This is a genomic window from Candidatus Babela massiliensis (assembly GCF_000513475.1).
Classification (GTDB): domain Bacteria; phylum Babelota; class Babeliae; order Babelales; family Babelaceae; genus Babela; species Babela massiliensis.
The window spans coordinates 285,449-304,340 of the sequence record NC_023003.1 but is presented as its reverse complement, the minus strand read 5'-3'; the positions used below and the strand labels follow the sequence as shown (position 1 = coordinate 304,340).

Here is an 18,892-nt window from a genome sequence, read left to right as displayed (position 1 = left end):
TAATGACATTAAGATTTATATCAAAAAATTATATAATTATATTTTTGCACTTAGCTGTTATATTGATAAATATAGATATCCATGCCAATCTGGCTAATATGACACGAAATGATCCTTTTCCATTATATAGCTCTGTTTATCCTTACTCTTATTTGACAACAAAACAGAAAGTAAATTTGATGCTATTTGATTATACTTATCCAGCTACTAAGATGCGTTTAAGTGTCAGTGGATATCGTCAATTTGCTAATTATGCCAGAGACAAAAATGGAAATGCTGTCAATATTGGTGATGTTCCTAATGGTCCGTGGAATATGCTGGGATTATTTTATGATCCAGTTTTAAGAGATAAACTTTTTACAGTACTTGATATACAATCAACTTTACTTCCTAGTTATGTTTGTAATGCTGATGTAGCTTCTAATACTCAATGTTACTGCTTAGTTACAGATCCTCGATTTTCTGATCCAAATAAAGAATTTGGATTTTTTACCATTCCAGCAATTTATAGAAAATATGGCTTAAGATTTGAAAATGAAATACTATTAATCGATAGTTGTTTCTATGCTATAGGTGTAAAGTTTCAATTTGGTGTGGCTGATGTAAAGCAAATGCCTTACTATTTTTCAGATTTAACATGTCAAGCGCTTGGAATTGCTTGTCCTGCAACTTGTATAACAGGTACTAGTGGATCTTGTACAGCAATTGATACAAGTACTTGTACTGTACCAGCTCCTCAAGAACCTCCTATTGTTAATCCAGTATTTATCCCTGATACAGAGACAATTCCACCTTGTCCAACAGCACAAGGACCTGTAACTCCCAATGATTGTGTACCAGTTACTCAAAGATTTGAACCATGTTGTAATAATACATTGTGTTTGTCTTTTACTCCTGAATGTAAAAAACTGGTTATTGAATATATAATGAGACAGAAAGAACAAATAACAAGATTTTTAGGAATAGATTCTCTCAGGTATAATCATATTGGAGTGGAAGATTTTCGTGTATCGTTATTTTGGCGACATGTATTTGTGGTTAATGAGGAAAGTGAAAAATACCCTAGGTTATTGTTTACCCCGTTTATAGAAGCAGGAGCAGCTTTGCCTTTAGATAAACAAGTTAAATCGAATCATTTTTTTGGCCTACCAGTTGGCAATAATAGTCACTTAAGTACTGGAGTTACTTTCGGTGGAACTTTAGACTTTCTTGATACTGTAGACTTTATTTTTCAAGTAGGGTTTACCAAGTTTTTTGAAAGAGATTATTGTAACTTTAGGTTGCCTACGCATAAGAAAGAAAGTGGTATTTATCCTTATACTGCAGATATTAAAAGAACTCCTGGAACTACATGGTTTACAGGTTTTGGATTTGATGCTTATCGTTTTATTGATAATTTATCAGTTTGGGTTGAATATTTGATTGTTAAACATAGAGAAGATCATATTAAAGTATGTAAATCTTATATTCCTTCTACATCTATTTACTATAATCAGGGTTTTTTGACAAAATATTATGAGACTAAAACCAAATGGAGTTCTCAATTGATTAATGCAGGCTTTAATTATGATTTATCTCCAACCTTTTCTATAGGGTTACTGTGGCAGGTTGCTATAAAGCAAAGAAATGCTTTTAAAGCCAATATGGTATTAGGATCTTTAAATTTAATTTTTTAATTAGATCTGCTTATGATGCTTACTGGACAAATTTTGTAAAATTAATTAAAATTAATTATAATAATAACAAAAACCATTTAGAATATTATTTTATTGAAAGGATCTGAAAAATATTATGCCAAAAAAAGCTAACATAATAATTAATGTTAATGAAAATTTAGAAAAAGCATTAAGACAACTCAAGAAAAAGATAGAAAGAGAAGGCGTAGTAAGAGACATGAAGCGCATAGTTTATCATGAACCTCCTACTCAAAAGCGTCGTAAAAGATTAATGCGTGCGATTAAGCAAAACTTAGTTCGCATGGCTGCTCAAAAAATAGTTTAATATATTTTTTAATATAATTTATGACATTAAATACTAATATAAAAAGAGCTCAAAAGGAATCATTGTTTTTTAAAGAGATATCTACTCTCTTTATGAAAGTTTCGCTTGATGATCAAAGACTTAAAGATATTTTTGTAAACAGGGTTGAACTGTCTCCTGATAAGGGGTTGTGTACTGTTTATTTTTATACTGATCAAGGGGAGGATTATTTTAAATCTGTTCTTGAAACGTTAAAATTATATAAACCGTCTTTAAGAAAAGCTTTAGCATCTAAGATAAATTCAAGAAGAATTCCTGAGCTAGTTTTTAAATTTGATAATAAGTTTGAAAAGCAATTTAAATTAGAGCAATTGCTTGAAAAAATAAAAGAAGAAAATAAGGATAAATGGTAGTTTTATTCTCATTATCAAATTTTTTTGTTTTATTCTTAATTTTTGCTTGTTATGGCTCTTTTTTAAATTCCTTGGCTTATCGCATTATTAATGAAAAATATTTGTTTACCCCAAGATCTTATTGTCCTAAATGTTATAAAGTCATAAAATTTTATGATCTTATACCAATAATATCTTGGTTTATTTTAAAGGCCCGATGCCGTAATTGTAAAAATCCAATTTCTGTATTATATCCTCTTATAGAAGTTTTATCGGGAGTAGTTTTTACTTTGCTTTTAATGTTGGTAGATTCACGTTATTGGATTTCTTATTTTTTACTTTTTTCTGCTTTGATTATAATAATTAGAACAGATTTAGAAACTATGTTAATATCTAGTTATACTACTTTGTTTTTTATTCCAATTGGTTTTATTTTATCTTATTTTAATTTACTTAACATTTCTCTATACCAATCTATATTGGGTGCTATTTGTGGTTATCTTTTTCTTTTTTTTATAGATAAAATATTTTATTATTTTAAAAAACAGCATGGTATGGGAGAAGGAGATTTTGAGATATTATCACTAATAGGAGCTTTTTCAGGATTGAGTGGTGCTTGGTTTTCTTTATTGTTTGGCTCTTTGACTGGATCTTTAATTTTTTTGATAATCTTTTTAAAAGAATATTTTTCAAGTAATTTTAATATAAGTAAGTTCAAGAGTTATAAGATTCCTTTTGGGCCCTTTCTTGCTTTGGGTTCTATTATATATATTCTTATACAGAATTATTTAGATAGATTATTCTTCTTATAAGAGATCATCTTGTAATATTTTTATCTCATTATTTTGATTTATACATAGTACATCAGCTACTCCATCTCCATCTATATCTCCGGCAGCACATATAGTAAATCCTTCTGGCGTGATTTTAGAATTTGAAAGGTTAGAAACAGGAGTTTTAAGTTGTCCTATAAAGTAATTAGAGTTAGCACTACCATTAAATCCATAACTATAATTAAAATTACCCTCTGGTTTCCAGTTTAGCCCTTCTTTTGAAAGAATATTTGTATATTTACCATTTTCAGCAAAATAAGCTTTTTGAGCCATTGCAAGAGAACTCAAATTTATATAGGCTTCTGCTCTTTTTGATTTTGCTAGAAATTTCATTAAATTAGGAATTGTCAAAATCGATAAAAAGGCAATAATAGCTACAACGATCATTAATTCAAGTAGTGTAAAAGCGTTCTTATTTTTTATATACATAATCTTAACTCGCATTTTTTATTTTTTAAATTATATGTTATAATTATAATATAATTATATTTTATTATACAAATTATTTGTTTATTACCTCAACAATTAGGTATAGAGCATAAAATTAATTTATTTTTTTTAATTTTTGTCAATTTAAAGTATAAACTATTAGCTTGGAATTTAATTTTGACATATTTTAAATTATAGATTATTATTATTTAATTGAAGGGTAAATAACAAATTAATATTACAATATAGAATTATTTTAAATAAACGGAGAAAAATATGATGGATATTAGAAAACAGGTTAATAATAAAAGTGCTCCTCAAGAGAAGCAAAGAAATTACAATGAAGTAATAGAATATCTTGATAAGCATTGGTCATTTAATGCAGATATTAAAACACTTGATAGAATGAAGCAATTAGATCAAGCATTTGGTTTTGAATCTCAAAAGCTTAATACTATATTTGTAAATGGTACAAATGGTAAAAGTTTGACTGTACATTTAACAGTTAAATTATTAAACGAAGAGAAATTAAAAGTAGGAGCTTTTTATTCTCCTCACATATTAACATATAATGAAAGATTTTCTATAAATGGTGAAACTATATCAAATAAAGTTTTTACTGAAATAGCAAATACCGTTATAGATAAAGCTGAAGAATTAAATTTAAAAGTAAATACTTATGAATTACTTACTATGATGGCTATAAGATATTTTGTTGAACAAAATGTTGATGTTGCAATTTTAGAAGTAAATGAAGGTGGTAAATTTAATCCTGTTAATATATGTAATGCAAAAGTTGCAACTATTACTCGTGCAATTCCTGTAGATTCTACAATGGATGATGAAGCAATGAAAGTTGTAATAGCAGATATGATGGGTATTGTAAAGCCAGGAACATGGATAGTTTCAGGTGATCAAAGCAAAGCTAATTTACAATATATGAATGAAATAGCAGATTCTGTTGGTGCTTATTGGGCAATGCCTATAAGAAAATTAGCTCCTCTTGCATATCCATTTGAACAATTGCATGGTAGATGTGCTGCGCTTGCTGAACGTCTTGCTCAAATGTATATAGAGAATTTTCATAATAAAAATGCTGAAATTACATTTGATAGTTTACTAAGTAAGCAAAAGGGTCAAAGAGGACGTCCTACACTTGAAGCTAAACGTCAACTAGAACTTGCTCCAAAAAAGACTATAGAGCAATTTTGGCATGAAGAAACAGTCGATCTTCCTGGAAGATTCCAATTTCTTGATAAAGAAAAGCCATCAGTATTACTTGATACAGCAAGTAACGTAGATGCATTTAAAAATGTTCTTCTTGGCATTAGACTTTTACATTACCAACGTCCACTTAAAGGCTTAACTATAATTGTTGGAGCTGCAAAGAATACTTTACATCAAGATGAATTCTTAAAATTAATAAGATATTTCTTTAAAAAGACTTCTGGTCAACTTATTATTTGTCCAATAGAAAATCCAATACCTGGTGTTCAAGAAGAAGAAACTTGGGATATTGAAAAAGTAACTAATGATGTTAAGAGCATGAAGATCAAAGCAAAAGCATGCAAAAGTTTTGAAGAAGCATTTGAATCTGCTAAGAAATCTGTAGATGAAAGATACGGCCTTGTAGTAATTACTGGATCTCATTCTATAGTTAATCATTACTGGAGATACAAAGGTATCAAGAAGTTTTAATTTAATATAGAGCTAAAAATAATGATATTATCTGAATTAATTAAAAGTTTTATTTTGGTTACTTTAGGTATTATTTTAGGTATTATATATGGGTTTTTTCTTGTTAATCAGGAAAAGACCCATAGTTTTAAATTTGCTATATTTTATTATTTAAGAACTATTATTGTACTTATAATATTTTTTTATCTATTGCACTTATTTAAAATACAATCTATACTTTTCTTAATAAGCTTTATTATAAGCTTTTGGACATTTATTATTAAATATAAATATTAAATAATTAAAAAAATTTTAATCTAATTTTTACTATAATGGCAAATAATAATTTATTAGGTGATGAAAAAGTTATCTATCCTCTTAAGTTTTTAGGAATAGATTATTCATTTACAGGTATCGATATAGAAACTGTTTTTAATACTTGGTGCGTATTGGCTGTAATATTACTTGTAATTATAGTATGTCGATATTTCCTTTCAAGAAAAAATAGTATAGGTGCTTTTTTAATTAAAGAGTTTGTAAAGAATATATATAATTTAATAGAACAAACTTTTGGTTATTTTGAAAGTAGATATTATTTTTTTATATCATCTTTGTTTTTATTTATATTATTTTGTAATTGGATAAGTTTATTTCCTAATTTAGAAGAACCTACCAAAAATATTAATACTACCTTAGCTTTAGGTATTACTTCGTTCTTATATATGCATAAACAAATGATTAATGTTCATGGTTTAAAAGAGTACCTTAAAGAATTTTTTATGCCATTTAATATAATGTTTCCTTTTAATTTGATTGCAGGTATTATTATGTTACCTCTTAAGTTATTAGGGGAAGTTGCTAGTATTATTTCTGTCTCTTTTCGATTATTTGGTAATATATTTGGAGGATATGTTATAACCTCTATATATCACAGTGCTATTTCAGGTTCTCTTATTCTTAATGCGCTTGGAATGCTTATAGGATTTAATTTACTTTTGGCCGGATTTTTTGTAATTTTTGAAGGTTTTTTGCAAGCCTTTGTATTTTCGATTTTAACTTTAACTAATATTGCAATGGCAGTGCATAGCCAAGAAGGTCAAAATACTCAAAAAATTTAACTAATAAATTAAGCAAATGAAAGTAATTAATCTATGTCTATAATATTAAGCTCTAATTTAATTCACTACTTTTCTATTGGGTTATCAACTGTAATTACAGCGATGTCTGTTGCTTTAAGTCAGGCTAAATTATCAAAGGCTAGCTTAGATGCTATTAATCGTCAGCCTGCTGCAAAAAGTGATCTTTCACGTGCTGCAGTGCTTGGTCTTGCTATTGTAGAAACGTCGGCACTTCTTGGTTTTATAGGTTCTATTCTTTTATATTTTTATGAACCTCAAAATATTTATCAAGCAATAGCAGGATTTGGTTATTCTCTTGCTATATCTGTTCCTGGTTTTATAATAGCTATAGCTTCTTCAATGCCTGCTCAAGCTGCTTTATTATCTATGTCTAAGCAACTATTTATATCTAAAAAGATAATGAATTTAATGCTACTGACTCAATCTTTAATTCAAACTCCAGCTGCTTTTGGGTTTATTATAGCATTAATTATAATGAATCAACTAAGCTCAATTAATACTTTACCTCAAGCTTTTGCTATACTTGCAAGTGCATTATCGATCGGTATAGGTTCTATAGGGCCGGGCTTAGGAGTAGGTTATTTTACTCAAGTAGCTTGTAAAGGAGTAGGTCTTAATCGTTTTGCTTATTCAAAATTAATTTCCTTTACAGTAATAAGTCAAGCAATTATAGAGACTCCGGTTATTTTTGCTGTAATTATTGCTTTTTGGCTTCTAAGTTTAAGCAGTTCAACTATACAAAATCCAATATTTGCAATAGTATATTTAGCTGTTCCTTTTGTCATAGGCTTGGGGACTCTTGGTGCAGGATTAGGTTCAGCAAGAGCTGCCGCTGCTGCATGTCAACAGATAGTTGCCAATCCTCAAATTTATAGTTCCATATCAAGAACTAGCTTAATTGCTCAAGGTATAATAGATACTGCTGCAATATATGCTTTTATTATTGCTCTTGCTATAATCTTAAAAATAACTTAGTTAATTTAATTCTATATTAACTATATTTTGAGCATTTGATCTTGCCTCACTTTGCTTATATAATGATATTGTGAAAATATTATTTATTAAACTCTGGGGGATTTTATGCAGTATAATGCAAAAAATAAATTTTTATTAACTGTTCTAATGCTATCGACATTAGGACTATCTGCCAATAATGATCAATTGGCTCAAACAAAATATCAAAAGGAAGTTGAAACTTTAAGAAGTGCTTCATCAAAGATTTTATCTTATCAGGAAGAAAAAAATTCTATATTGAGTTCTGAAGCTATTGCTGATTTGAACTTAATAGTTGGCAAGAAAAAAGGTGATACTAGTCTTCTTGATAAAATTAGTAGAACAAAAACCTATTTTGGTTATGAATCTTTAAGGTATTTATTATCAAATCCTTTGAAAGATAAAAAAGCTTTACTAAAAAGACAAGCTTTTATCAAAAAGTTTAGATCTTTATCAAATAAAGATGAAATTGAAAAAAATTTAGATATTATAGCTCAAAATGAAAAGATTATCCTGAAACTTTATGCAGATCCTATCAATTTAAGTTCTGATTTTTTAAGTCTATCAACACAGTTAGTAGGTCTTGATAAATATTCTGTTCCTACTGAATTGGCAAGAATAGGAGCTGCTTCTTTAACTTCTACTCTAGCTGTAGCTACTGGAGCTTATTCTTTTTTTAAGACTTGTAAATTAGGTGGCTTTATTTATCGAGGTTTGACAAATCTTAATAGATATAATCCTAAATCTTATGGTGATTTTGCATTGGAACCTCAAGATGTTATTGGTTTAGGAATATCTTTAGGATTAGTAAAATTTGTAAAAGATAAGATGATACCTTCTTTTAAAGCTCAAGAAAATAATAGCAGACATATGCTTGAAGATCTAATAAGTGTTAATCGAACTTTAGAGGCTTGCGCTAATTTAAGTGAAGAACTTGAAGAGTTAAAAGAATCTTCTGCTCTAATTTATAGCAATAATTTTAAAGTTTATACTCAATCTTTTGAAGGTCTATCAAATGAAGTAAAGAGTTTGATTAAAACTATCAAAACTAATACTTTTAAGAAAGTATCTAACTTTAAATTTATGGGTCGTGTTAGAGTTGCTTATAAAAAGTTCCATGAATTAAAAAGTAACTTTGTTAATTTATTTAAAGCAATCGGTGAATTAGATGCTTATATTTCTTTTGCAAGATTAATCGATGAACATCGTGAAGAAGCTGTTCATTATTGCTTTACTCAATATTTGGATAATGATTTACCTATAGTTCGTTTTAAAAATGCTTGGCATCCAGCTGTTGAACAAACTAAGATTATTTCTCATACATTAAACTTAGGTAGTAATGCTGACTTAATATTAAATGATCATGAAATTTATTGTCCTAATGTATTCTTAACAGCGCCTAATGGAGCAGGAAAGTCTACAGTACTTCTACAAATAGCGCTTAATGTAATTTTATCTCAAACATTTGGTATAGCAGCAGCAGATGAATTTAAAACTACCTTATTTGACAGTATAGTAATTCATTCAAATATTGAGCATAATGCCAAAGAGGGTCAATCTACATATGCAGTTGAACAAGAAAAAATGAAACAATTAGGTATATCTATTAAAAGTGGTTGTAATAATCATAAAAAAGTACTTGCAATTATCGATGAACCATTTAAATCTACTAAAGAAGAATTAGCTTCAGTATGCCTTGATAATTTCATGAAAGATATAGAGTTTTATGATAAGAGTATATGTTTAATTGCTAGTCATTTCTTGATTCCTGGTCAAAAGGTTGAAGAAAGAAATAATGGTAGATTTATCAATCTTCACATTCCTGTTTATGAAGAACCAAGTAAAAGTGGTACATTTAAAAGAGGATTTAAGTTAGAAAAAGGTATCGATGAAAATTGGTTCAATCAATCTAAAGAAGATTCTGGTTGGATGGAAAGATATGATGCTTGGTTAGCATTTACTAAACTCATAAAATAACTTAATTTGATATAATATTATACCCCACTTAAAGTGGGGTTTTTATTTAATTAATTTAAAAGAGCTTCTTTTTTTTTGTTAAAATGGTAATATTGATGAGGGGATAATTTTTTAGTTATTAGGGTTTTTATATGTTTCATTCTATCAAGCAAATTTTACCAACTATATTTGATATTCAAAAAGATTGGCGATTATGTTTGCTGAAAAATTGGAAAAGTTTAGTAGGAGAACTGGATTGTCATATGCGTCTTGAAAAGATCGAAGGTGATACTCTTATAATAGGTGTATATGAACCTCAATGGATGCAAGAGCTGTTTTTGCTTTCAAGGGTATTATTAAATTCAGTAAATAGTAATTTAGGGCATAATTATATTAGATATTTAAGATTTAAGTTAGTTGAGAAGAGAAAATTCAAAATGGAGATTAAGAATAATTACAGTCAAATTTCCAATTTTAAATATGAACTTAATTGTAATCAAAAATTAGCTCTAACTAAAATTCATGATGAACAGTTAAGAGATATTTTGCAAGGATTTCTTGTCAAATGTATGGCAAGTTCTTAAGTTACTTTTCTTTCACAAAATTAATATTTATGTTATAATATAGTATGAGGTAGTTTAGGTAATCGCTTGAGTTTAAAAAGCTTGAGAGGAAAGTCCGGACTTCAAACGAAATAGGTGCCTTAGAATATAAGGGGGATGTAAGTCCACGGAAAGTGCCACAGAAAATAACCGCCAATATTTTTATATTGGTAAGGGTGAAAATGTGTGGTAAGAGCACACGCAAGTTTAGTAGTAATACTTTACTTGGGGTAAACCCTGCCTGAAGCAAGACAAAATAAGCATGTACGGTTTTTCGTTCCGATTTAAACATGCGGGTGTGTCGCATAGATAGATGATTACCACTGTTTTTAACAGTACAGAATCCGGCTTATTAACTGCCTCAGAAGTATTTTATAGTTACCATTTTACAAAGTTTTATTTTTAATATACTTTATTGTAGTAGATCTAATTATTAAAACTAAAATTAAGTAAAGTTATTATGAAAAAAATACTTCTGTTTTCTATTTTACTCATAAATTTAAATCTTAGTTCCAAAAATTTAAATCGAAAATTTAGTGATATTAATTCTACTCAAGCCACAGCTCTTGCTAAAGCAATAGGGTCAGGGTTATTATCTAAATATTCTATTGAACATCTTTGGGCCTATTCTTCTTTAATTTTTAATGATCTAAGAAATAAGAATTATGATCGTTATTTAGTAAATAATTTATTAAGTAATGGAGTAGGGGCTATAGCTATGTTTTATGCTTCTTATTTTCTTATTGATAATACTTTATTTTATACTAAACAAGTTCTTTCTAAAAAATAGTAAAATCTAATAAAATGTTGAATAAAAGAGCTTTTATACTATTACTATTATTATTTAAAGATAATTATAGTAATAGTATAGCTAAAAAAAATCTTAAAAATTGCCCTACTATTGAAGAAATTATTGCTACTAAAGCTGCTTCATGGACCTGTTGGGGAATTGTATTGATATCACTCATAGGTGGTTGTGGTGGAATTATTAAAGATAATCTTGTAGATGAAGAATCTAGGTTTGAAGGATTAGATGATATGAGATCTGCAAGAAGTTATTCTAGATTTTTACTCGATATGTTTATTGCTTTAGGTGTAGCGCGTACTATGCTCTATACCTCAAATAAGTTAAAATATTATAAGAATAAGCCTAAAATAATTGATAAAAATAAAACTAAATCATGCAGAAATAGCTTGAATCAAATATTAGAGACAGCAGATAAGTATTTTATGTTGAGTTCATCCTTGCTACTTAGTGGTAGAAACTTATATAATGTTATGTACAAGGACACTAAATTAAGTAGACAAGCAAGTTTATTGTTTGGAGCTTTTTTAGTACAGCCTACTTTGCTATATTTAGTTCATAAAGTATCTAATAAGAGATATGGTTATTCTTATTTTAAATAATATTCTTAAAAAGTTCTTTAATATTAACTTTATTGGTTATTATTTGGTATAAATTATCTACCAGATTTAAATCAATTTTTTTGATTTTTGCCAAATTATGAATTGATATAATAGTATTCAGTCCTTCAACTGTACTATGCTTGTTGATTAAATTATTAATATCTTGATTTAATATATGAGATACGCCAATCTGTTGACCTAGGCTGAAATTTTTGCTCTCAGTACTTGTTGCAGTTAAAACTAAATCTCCTATCCCTGACAGTCCATAAACACTTTCTACTTTGCCTCCCAATGAATTTGTTAGTATGGCCATCTCTTCAAGTCCTTTAGTAATAAAAAAAGCTTTAGTATTATTGCTGTATTTTGCACCATCTAAAATGCCTAGTATTATGGCAATAATATTTTTAAAGGCACCGCATACTTGAGTGCCTATCATATCGTCTGTAAGATTTACTTTGAAATATTTGTTATCTAATATTTTTTTAAGAGTTAATGCCAAATTTTTGTCTTGTGTTGCTAAATTCACGCTAGTAAATTGTTTACTGGCAAGTTCATAAGCAAAACTAGGTCCTGAAATTATAGCTTGATTTACATCTTTTATAATATCTTTTACAATTTCACTTGCAAATAATAAACTATTGTTTTCTATTCCTTTACTTAAGACTATCCATGGTTGATTTGAAGTATATTTATTGCTTTCTTGAACTATTGATCTGAGATATTTGGTAGGAATTGCTTCAAATATAATATCACTATTGGTAATGGCATATTCTAAATTATCAGTTACTTTTATATTTTGATCTAATTTTATATCTTTTAGATACTTATTGTTGAATCTGGTCTCTTTTATTGCTTGATATACTTCTTGATCATAGCACCATAATAATGGTTGAAAATTATTATTAGCAAGTAAAGTTGCTATTGCTGTGCCCCATGCTCCATCGCCTAATATGCTTATATTCATCTTTTTTACAAATCCTTTTTTTATGTCTGATCTTTAAGATTCAATAGCGCTCGTCTTTAGATTTTTCTCTACTTCTAAATAGGTGTTTAGTAAGGTTTCTGTATATTTATATATATAGTAAGTGCCTGTCATAATTAAAGCAAAGAGTAATCTTTCTACCCATACTATATTAATTAGATTATGATATATATTTTGATCTAAATTATGAGTATAAAGCCATATTATTGAACCAACAGCATGAGTTGTAAAAGTACTTCCAAGACACTTTAGAAAGATAGATTTAGTATTAAATATTGCTATTAATATTGGTATTGCAAAGTAGATGCAATATAATTTGGTGTAAATATCTTGTGATATTATAAATGGATGAAATAAAAATAATATTATTGATAAAATAGGTAATAAAGATTTTGCTAGTTTAGAGTGTGTATTTAGATATAGTGCTCCAAAAAAAGTAGGAATATGATATAATAAAGTAAATAGTGGATTAAAACCATTAAAAAGAAATAATACTACTCTTGATAAAAAAAGCATTATATTTTGATCTCTATTGAATAAAAGTCCTGTAGTGGGAGCTACTGCTTGAGATAGTGAGAAAAATGCTGCTTTAGAGCCAATAATATAACTAAGTTTTATCGATTTAAATATTTTAAATGTAGTTAAAGAATATGCAAGTTTAATGAGATTTTCTTTTAAATTTTTAATCATAATTTACCTTTATATTAACAAAATAATTAAATGACAGTTTAATTATAGTTTAACATTTCTTACTAAAAATGGAATTTGAATATGAAAATTAAAGCTATTATTTTTGATATGGATGGTACTATCATCGATACAACTGATATTTGGAGTAAAGCAACTGATGAGTTAATTAGATTGCAAAAACCAGATATAACTCCAGAATTATTACAAGCAATTAGCAAAGATATTCACGGTCTTGCCTTAAAAGCAACTTGTAATTTGATTAAAGATTGCTTAAATAGCACTGATTCGGTTGAAGAATTAGTTAATAAAAAGATCAATATTGTTTCTCAATTGTATAGCAAAGGAATAAATTTTATTCCAGGATTCCAGGAATTTTATAATTATTTAAAAGTTAGAAAATTAGATACGGCTGTAGCTACTAATGCTGATGCTTATTCTTTAAAGTTGGCAAAAACCATGCTAAAATTAGATAATTTTTTTGGGAATCACATTTATGATATATCTTATGTGAATAATATTCATAAGCCTAACCCTGATGTTTATTTATATGCTTTAAATAAAATAAATAGGCAGTCTAATCAATGTATAGCAATAGAAGATTCTGCCAATGGTATTAAAGCTGCTAAATCAGCGGGCATATTTTGTATAGGTATAAATACTTCAGGGGATTTAGAGACTTTATCAGAGGCAGATTATATAGTAGATAAATATCAAGATATAGATTTGGATGAAATCTCTTTTAAATATTTTTAATTTATGAGTATTTTGATATAAATTAGTGGAAGATATAGGCATTTGTATATAATTTAATTTTAGTTTATATTTAATAGTACTTAACAATTTAAAATATTTGAAAAATGGAGTTTTTATGAATTTTTTTTCTAGTATATGTGTCTTAACTTTAGGCTTTGCATTTATTAATGGACAAGTTGCTATTGATAATGATAGAGTTACTGTAAAAAATAGTAACTATGAAAAATACTTACAATTAACTCATCCTGTAAATCCTGAAACTACCGTTTTTGCTTTTGATCTTCATGATGTTTTATTTTCTAAAAACTATCGTACTGTTTCATTAAATGTTGCTAAAACTCTTAAACGGGGAATGTTCTGGTATGTTTTAAATCCATTTTTTCTATTTCGAGCTTTTTCTATAGCATTAAAAGATTTTATTTGGGAAGATATCTTCTATAAATTGTCTGATCATTACCAAGGATTTGATAGGTTTAAGGAAGATTTTTTTGATATATCAAATTCTTGTTGTGAGCCTATAGTTCCTATGATTGAAGTTTTAAAGTATTTAAAAGCATCTGGTTATAAGTTATTTTTATTATCAAATATAGGCAATGAGAGCTATGATAATTTTAGGCCTAGATTTACTGAAATAATGAGTCTCTTTGATGGACAATATTTGCCTTCTAAAGAAAATGATTATCACCATAAGCCTAATTTGAAATATTATCAAAGTTTTATAAAATACTTAAATAATCAGGGCTTGTCAGATAAACAGATAATATTTATAGATGATTTATCTAAGAATTTAGAGGGAGCATTTAAAGTTGGAATTTCAGGAATACACTGCGTAAATTCTGATTTTGTTATTGAAACTTTGAAATATTTATCAGTTTTAGAGTAAGATTTTTAAATATATATTTGTATTAATTGGTCGTCTTTAAAATTATTATAAAAATTTAAAAAAAACTTTGATTTTTAATTAAATTTATTATACAATATAAATGCATTGAATTTAGATAACCTCCATTTCCCCTGTCCTTGACTTTTAGTCTGGATAGGGGTAATTATTTGTCCAAACATGTCATACCTTAATAAGAATCATAGAATTTACCCTCATTTTAACAATGGGCGTTTTTATAATCATCCTAATGAAAAGAAACCTCCTTTCTTACTATCGCCTTTGAGCATGCTTATTGAATGGTATCTATGCAGAGATTATCAAAAAGATTTTGATCTAAGCAATTGGATTGACAATACTCCTCCCATAAAATCTAGTGAAAAATTGGCAATTACTTGGATTGGACATTCTACATTTTTAATTCAAGTAGGTGGGTTTAATATATTAACCGATCCGATCTTTGGAGATTTATTTCCATTATTTAGAAGATTTATAGCGCCTGGTATAGAGATAAAAAATTTACCCAAGATAGATTTTGTAATTATCTCTCATAATCATCCTGATCATATGAATGCTTATGCATTAAAATATCTGAAAAATTATAATAATCCTAATGTTAAGTATTTAGTTCCATTAAAAGATAAGAAATGGTTTGATCGCAGATCTTTTAATAGCTTGAATGTTTATGAGTGTACTTGGTGGCAAACACTTAAATTCGATAATTTAAGTGTAAATAATGATATGCTTAATGAGATTTTATCTGAAATAGAATTTACATTTTTACCAGCCTTTCATTGGTCTCAAAGAGGTTTATTTGATTATAATAAATCTTTGTGGGGAAGTTGGATGATTCATTTTAAAGATACTAATATTTATTTTGCTGGCGACACTGCTTATAGTAAGCATTTTGAATGTATATCTAAGGAATTTGACCAAATAGATATAGCATTGATGCCTATAGGGCCTTGCGAACCTCATGATTGGATGAAAGAATCGCATGTAGATGCTGAGGAAGCTGGTCAAGCTTTCATAGATCTTAAGGCTAAGAATTTTATACCTATGCATTGGGGAACTTATTTTTTTGGTATAGATAACTTTCATTTACCTCACGATAGATTGATTAATTGGTGGAGAAGGCAAGATTTTACTCAAAATGAACTTTTACATATTTTAAAATTTGGCCAAAGAAAGTATATCGATAGTAATAGTATTATTATAGATAGTTATAAAGAAATAGGTTTGACTATTTAATAAAAAATTATATTTTTATTTAACAAGAAGATTATGATTAAAGATTTTGAAATTGTACCTCATACGGCAGATATTAAAATTAGAGCATACGGCTTTACTTTTGAAGAAGTTTTTAAAAATGCCTTAAAAGGTATGTTTGCTTCAATAAAGCCTTGTAGTCAACGAATAAAATATATAGATGATAAGATTAATATTTCTAAATATGATATAGAACATAGAGTTGTGGTTAAATCTCTAAATATTAATTTGCTTCTCATTGATTTTCTGTCTAACTGCCTTTATTTATCTGATTTACATAATGAAGCTTATTTTGATGTCAGATTTAATGTGTTTAGTTCTGATGAACTGGAATGTGTTATTTTTGGAGTTAAGATAAAAGGTTTTGAAGTTGCTGAAATAAAAGCTATTACTTATCATGATTTTGAATTTGAGCAAATTGATGATACTTGGATTGTTACTCTTGGTTTTGACATTTAAATATACTAAAAAGATGATTAATTTTATATGCGTTATAGGATGATTTTTTATGAGATATAAGGTTTTATTTTTTCTTCTTATTTTTAATTTAAATATGGTTGTAAAAAGTAACCCAACTATTTCACAAGATCAAAATGCTATGACTTTAGATAATTTTTCTAACGAACTTTTGGTATCTATTTTTCAATTTTGTCTAAGCAGTGATAAGTTGGAAGATATTATTATAAATTTAGAGCGATTATTATTAGTTAATAGAAAGTTTTCAGAGCTAATTCTAGATAAAGATCTATATGTACTTAATAAAATATTAAATAATTATATCATTTCAAATAATCAAAATATGTGCAACATTAGTAATGATATTTTAGTTAATTATCAAAAATTAAAGAATAGTTCTATTTTTAAGATAATTCTTAGCAGTTTAAATATAGAAATTATTAATTATGCTTTAATTTTAGCTGTTATTAATAAAGATTATTTATTAGTTAAGTTTTTTCTTAATAATTTTAAGTGTAATATTAACTTTTTAGATAATAATAACAGGACCTGTTTATTTTATGCTGTTCAAAACCTTTGTAATAAAATAGAAGAAAATAAGAATGAACTTCCCAATATATTTACTATATTAAAATATACAGTTTATCAGAAGGATATAGAAATTATAGAATTATTATTAAACAGGGGAGCAACAGTGAATATTATTCATCATGAAGAGTTAGGTTATGATATTTTACAAAGTGCTATTGATAATTTTATTTTTTGGGATCATCAATATATAGTCTTATATAAAAAACTGCTTGATAATACAAAAGATTTAAATTTAAAGGAAAATTACGCAAGGCTTTATAGTACAAAAATAGAAGAATATGAATGGGAAGAAGAAGCGACTCAAATAGCTCATATGACCTGTACTTTATTTTAAAAGTTCGGTCCCTTTTATAAAAGGGACCATTTACTTTATCTTGTAATCCCACATTCTTTTTTAGCGTTATCTAGTTCTTTTTGAAGCTGTGCAGCTTTTTCTTCTGCTTCTTGTAATTTTAGTCTATAAGTAGAAATGATAGGCATACCAGGTCTAAGTTTAGTTGCTTCGTGAGCATTTTTTAAATATTCATCTATTGCTTCTTTTTCATTCCAATAAGGCTCTAAATTTTTTAGTTCTTCACAGGTAAGTGTTTTGCTCCCTACTTGTTTATTGTTAACATTAGAATAAGCTTGATTTCCCAGTTCTTTTATTATTTGTCCAAGCTGTTCTAAAAAATCAGCATTTATTAATTGAAAGCTGATCATTGTACTTAACATTAATAATAAATTTAATTTTTTCATAACTATCTCCATATTTTATGACTTAGTTTTAAAAATATTTAGTATTTTAGATAAAGTGGTATCTTTCTTTTTATTAAGATATTTTTCCTTAGCCTCTTTCAATTTGGCTTTAAGTTCTTTAGATTTTTTTTCTAAATATCCTAATTCATCTTCTAGTAATACAACTTGCTTACTTAAAGCTGCTGATTGTCTTTTAGATTTATTTTCTGATTGTTGTTCTTCAGCCTTTTCTAGAGCTTTTCTTGCATCATTAACTCCAGAGATTTCATCTACCCAATCGTCGTCCAACTCTAGAATTTTTCTGCCATCTTTTACTATTATCTCTTCAGCTTTTTTTAAGTTTTGGCTTATTTTTTCTACATCTAAAATTATTTGTTCTTGCATTGATTGTAAAAAGAATATTTTTATGCTTGTTACAATTAGTACTAATATTATTTTTTTCATAAAATTATTTCCCTTCTATTTTATATAAATAGATTTTTTTATATTTGAATAGAAAATATTTAATATTTATAGGGTTTTACTTTAATTATAATTTAAATAATTTGCTAGTTGCAATAATTTATTTTTTTTAAAAATAGGAACGATTTCAGAAATCGATTTTAGGAATAAGATATATTATTTTATAAATTTACTTTATTTCTTTTGAAGTTTTGAAAAAATTTAATAATTTTACTTTAGATTTATTATTTTTTTTGAACTTATATATTCTTTGGGCATCTAAAAGTCTTGTGGTTAGCTTTTCTACTTTATTGTTCAGGTATTCTATTTCTTCCTTTAGTATTAGGACTTGGCTATTTAAGTTAATTGACTGACGTTTGGAATTATTTTTTTGTTGAGCTAAAGCAAGAGTTTTTTTTGCTTCGTTTAAACCTGATTCTTCCTCTATCCAATTTTTATCTAAGCTTAAAATTTTTGATTTATTCTTTTTACGTTTTATTATATTTTCTATATTTTTTAGATTATTATTTATTATATCTGCATCTAAAACAACTTTGTTGACCGTTTGATTATAAAGCCCTATGGCTCTATAATTACCTACTAAGGTGTAAATTAACACAGAGAATAATAGATTTAACTTGTTCATAATAATTTTCCTGAAGATTAATTTATAAATTTAGGTAC

General features: G+C 27.2%; 22 protein-coding genes and 1 other RNA gene. 17 read left to right on the top strand and 6 right to left on the bottom strand.

All coding sequences use genetic code 11. The annotated features are described in order from the left end of the window. The first annotated feature begins 2 nt into the window (after window positions 1-2). The 4 genes from BABL1_RS01385 (at window position 3) to BABL1_RS01370 (ending at window position 3,184) form a co-directional block, all read left to right on the top strand. Entirely contained in the window at window positions 3-1,676 is a 1,674-nt protein-coding gene (locus BABL1_RS01385; RefSeq protein WP_023791413.1) for a hypothetical protein, read from the top strand. A 115-nt stretch (window positions 1,677-1,791) separates the two neighbouring features. Beyond that, on the top strand, window positions 1,792-2,001 hold the full coding sequence (gene rpsU / locus BABL1_RS01380) for a 30S ribosomal protein S21 (RefSeq protein ID WP_023791411.1): 210 nt from the start codon (window positions 1,792-1,794) through the stop codon (window positions 1,999-2,001). A 20-nt stretch (window positions 2,002-2,021) separates the two neighbouring features. Next, window positions 2,022-2,393 carry a 30S ribosome-binding factor RbfA gene (gene rbfA, locus BABL1_RS01375; protein WP_023791409.1) on the top strand — a complete coding sequence of 124 codons (372 nt, stop codon included), beginning with the start codon at window positions 2,022-2,024 and terminating at the stop codon, window positions 2,391-2,393. Further along, window positions 2,387-3,184, top strand: coding sequence for a prepilin peptidase (locus BABL1_RS01370; RefSeq protein ID WP_023791407.1), 798 nt, complete (start codon window positions 2,387-2,389; stop codon window positions 3,182-3,184). Before rbfA ends, BABL1_RS01370 begins: the two co-directional genes overlap by 7 nt. Here BABL1_RS01370 and BABL1_RS05195 read toward each other — a convergent pair. Continuing rightward, entirely contained in the window at window positions 3,179-3,634 is a 456-nt protein-coding gene (locus BABL1_RS05195; RefSeq protein WP_023791404.1) for a type IV pilin protein, read from the bottom strand. The genes BABL1_RS01370 and BABL1_RS05195 overlap by 6 nt on opposite strands. A 276-nt stretch (window positions 3,635-3,910) precedes the next feature. Here BABL1_RS05195 and BABL1_RS01360 point away from each other — a divergent pair, with 276 nt between their 5' ends. The 8 genes from BABL1_RS01360 to BABL1_RS01325 all read left to right on the top strand — a co-directional run bounded on the left by BABL1_RS01360 (window position 3,911) and on the right by BABL1_RS01325 (window position 11,408). Continuing rightward, complete coding sequence (locus tag BABL1_RS01360; protein WP_023791401.1) at window positions 3,911-5,332, top strand: folylpolyglutamate synthase/dihydrofolate synthase family protein; 1,422 nt, start codon at window positions 3,911-3,913, stop codon at window positions 5,330-5,332. Between the two features lie 311 nt (window positions 5,333-5,643). Then, window positions 5,644-6,429, top strand: a complete 786-nt coding sequence (locus tag BABL1_RS01350; protein WP_023791397.1) for a F0F1 ATP synthase subunit A — start codon at window positions 5,644-5,646, stop codon at window positions 6,427-6,429. 33 nt (window positions 6,430-6,462) lie between these two features. After that, complete coding sequence (locus BABL1_RS01345) at window positions 6,463-7,425, top strand: ATP synthase F0 subunit C (protein ID WP_023791395.1); 963 nt, start codon at window positions 6,463-6,465, stop codon at window positions 7,423-7,425. Window positions 7,426-7,530: 105 nt separating this feature from the next. Next, entirely contained in the window at window positions 7,531-9,420 is a 1,890-nt protein-coding gene (locus BABL1_RS01340) for a MutS-related protein (protein WP_023791392.1), read from the top strand. A 131-nt stretch (window positions 9,421-9,551) separates the two neighbouring features. Continuing rightward, window positions 9,552-9,983: a DciA family protein gene (locus tag BABL1_RS01335; RefSeq protein WP_023791389.1), complete on the top strand. Its 432-nt coding sequence runs from the start codon at window positions 9,552-9,554 to the stop codon at window positions 9,981-9,983. Window positions 9,984-10,028: 45 nt separating this feature from the next. Continuing rightward, window positions 10,029-10,369, top strand: an RNA gene (rnpB, locus tag BABL1_RS05380) — RNase P RNA component class A. A 92-nt stretch (window positions 10,370-10,461) separates the two neighbouring features. Further along, entirely contained in the window at window positions 10,462-10,791 is a 330-nt protein-coding gene (locus BABL1_RS01330; protein ID WP_023791386.1) for a hypothetical protein, read from the top strand. Window positions 10,792-10,805: 14 nt separating this feature from the next. Further along, window positions 10,806-11,408, top strand: coding sequence for a hypothetical protein (locus tag BABL1_RS01325; protein WP_023791384.1), 603 nt, complete (start codon window positions 10,806-10,808; stop codon window positions 11,406-11,408). Here the strand turns inward: BABL1_RS01325 and BABL1_RS01320 are convergent. Together BABL1_RS01320 and BABL1_RS01315 are read right to left on the bottom strand one after the other, a co-directional pair. Then, complete coding sequence (locus BABL1_RS01320; protein ID WP_023791381.1) at window positions 11,401-12,372, bottom strand: NAD(P)H-dependent glycerol-3-phosphate dehydrogenase; 972 nt, start codon at window positions 12,370-12,372, stop codon at window positions 11,401-11,403. The two genes, BABL1_RS01325 and BABL1_RS01320, sit on opposite strands and share 8 nt — an antisense overlap. 33 nt (window positions 12,373-12,405) lie before the next feature. Beyond that, window positions 12,406-13,080 (bottom strand): hypothetical protein, encoded by a 675-nt coding sequence (locus BABL1_RS01315; RefSeq protein ID WP_023791378.1) that lies wholly within the window; start codon window positions 13,078-13,080, stop codon window positions 12,406-12,408. Window positions 13,081-13,161: 81 nt separating this feature from the next. Here BABL1_RS01315 and BABL1_RS01310 point away from each other — a divergent pair, with 81 nt between their 5' ends. The 5 genes from BABL1_RS01310 to BABL1_RS01290 all read left to right on the top strand — a co-directional run bounded on the left by BABL1_RS01310 (window position 13,162) and on the right by BABL1_RS01290 (window position 17,363). After that, window positions 13,162-13,833 (top strand): HAD family hydrolase, encoded by a 672-nt coding sequence (locus BABL1_RS01310; protein WP_023791375.1) that lies wholly within the window; start codon window positions 13,162-13,164, stop codon window positions 13,831-13,833. Window positions 13,834-13,948: 115 nt separating this feature from the next. After that, window positions 13,949-14,716 carry an HAD hydrolase-like protein gene (locus BABL1_RS01305; RefSeq protein WP_023791372.1) on the top strand — a complete coding sequence of 256 codons (768 nt, stop codon included), beginning with the start codon at window positions 13,949-13,951 and terminating at the stop codon, window positions 14,714-14,716. Window positions 14,717-14,893: 177 nt separating this feature from the next. Then, the gene (locus BABL1_RS01300; RefSeq protein ID WP_023791366.1) at window positions 14,894-15,964 is read left to right on the top strand and encodes an MBL fold metallo-hydrolase; all 1,071 of its coding nucleotides are present in this window, start codon (window positions 14,894-14,896) and stop codon (window positions 15,962-15,964) included. Window positions 15,965-15,997: 33 nt separating this feature from the next. Continuing rightward, on the top strand, window positions 15,998-16,441 hold the full coding sequence (locus tag BABL1_RS05190) for an archease (protein ID WP_023791363.1): 444 nt from the start codon (window positions 15,998-16,000) through the stop codon (window positions 16,439-16,441). A gap of 49 nt (window positions 16,442-16,490) precedes the next feature. Beyond that, window positions 16,491-17,363 carry an ankyrin repeat domain-containing protein gene (locus tag BABL1_RS01290; protein ID WP_023791360.1) on the top strand — a complete coding sequence of 291 codons (873 nt, stop codon included), beginning with the start codon at window positions 16,491-16,493 and terminating at the stop codon, window positions 17,361-17,363. Between the two features lie 35 nt (window positions 17,364-17,398). Here the strand turns inward: BABL1_RS01290 and BABL1_RS01285 are convergent, their stop codons facing one another. The 3 genes from BABL1_RS01285 to BABL1_RS01275 form a co-directional block, all read right to left on the bottom strand. Beyond that, entirely contained in the window at window positions 17,399-17,767 is a 369-nt protein-coding gene (locus tag BABL1_RS01285; protein ID WP_023791357.1) for a hypothetical protein, read from the bottom strand. Between the two features lie 15 nt (window positions 17,768-17,782). Next, entirely contained in the window at window positions 17,783-18,211 is a 429-nt protein-coding gene (locus BABL1_RS01280; RefSeq protein WP_023791355.1) for a hypothetical protein, read from the bottom strand. A gap of 187 nt (window positions 18,212-18,398) precedes the next feature. Then, window positions 18,399-18,854 carry a hypothetical protein gene (locus tag BABL1_RS01275; RefSeq protein WP_023791352.1) on the bottom strand — a complete coding sequence of 152 codons (456 nt, stop codon included), beginning with the start codon at window positions 18,852-18,854 and terminating at the stop codon, window positions 18,399-18,401. Between the last annotated feature and the right edge of the window lie 38 nt (window positions 18,855-18,892).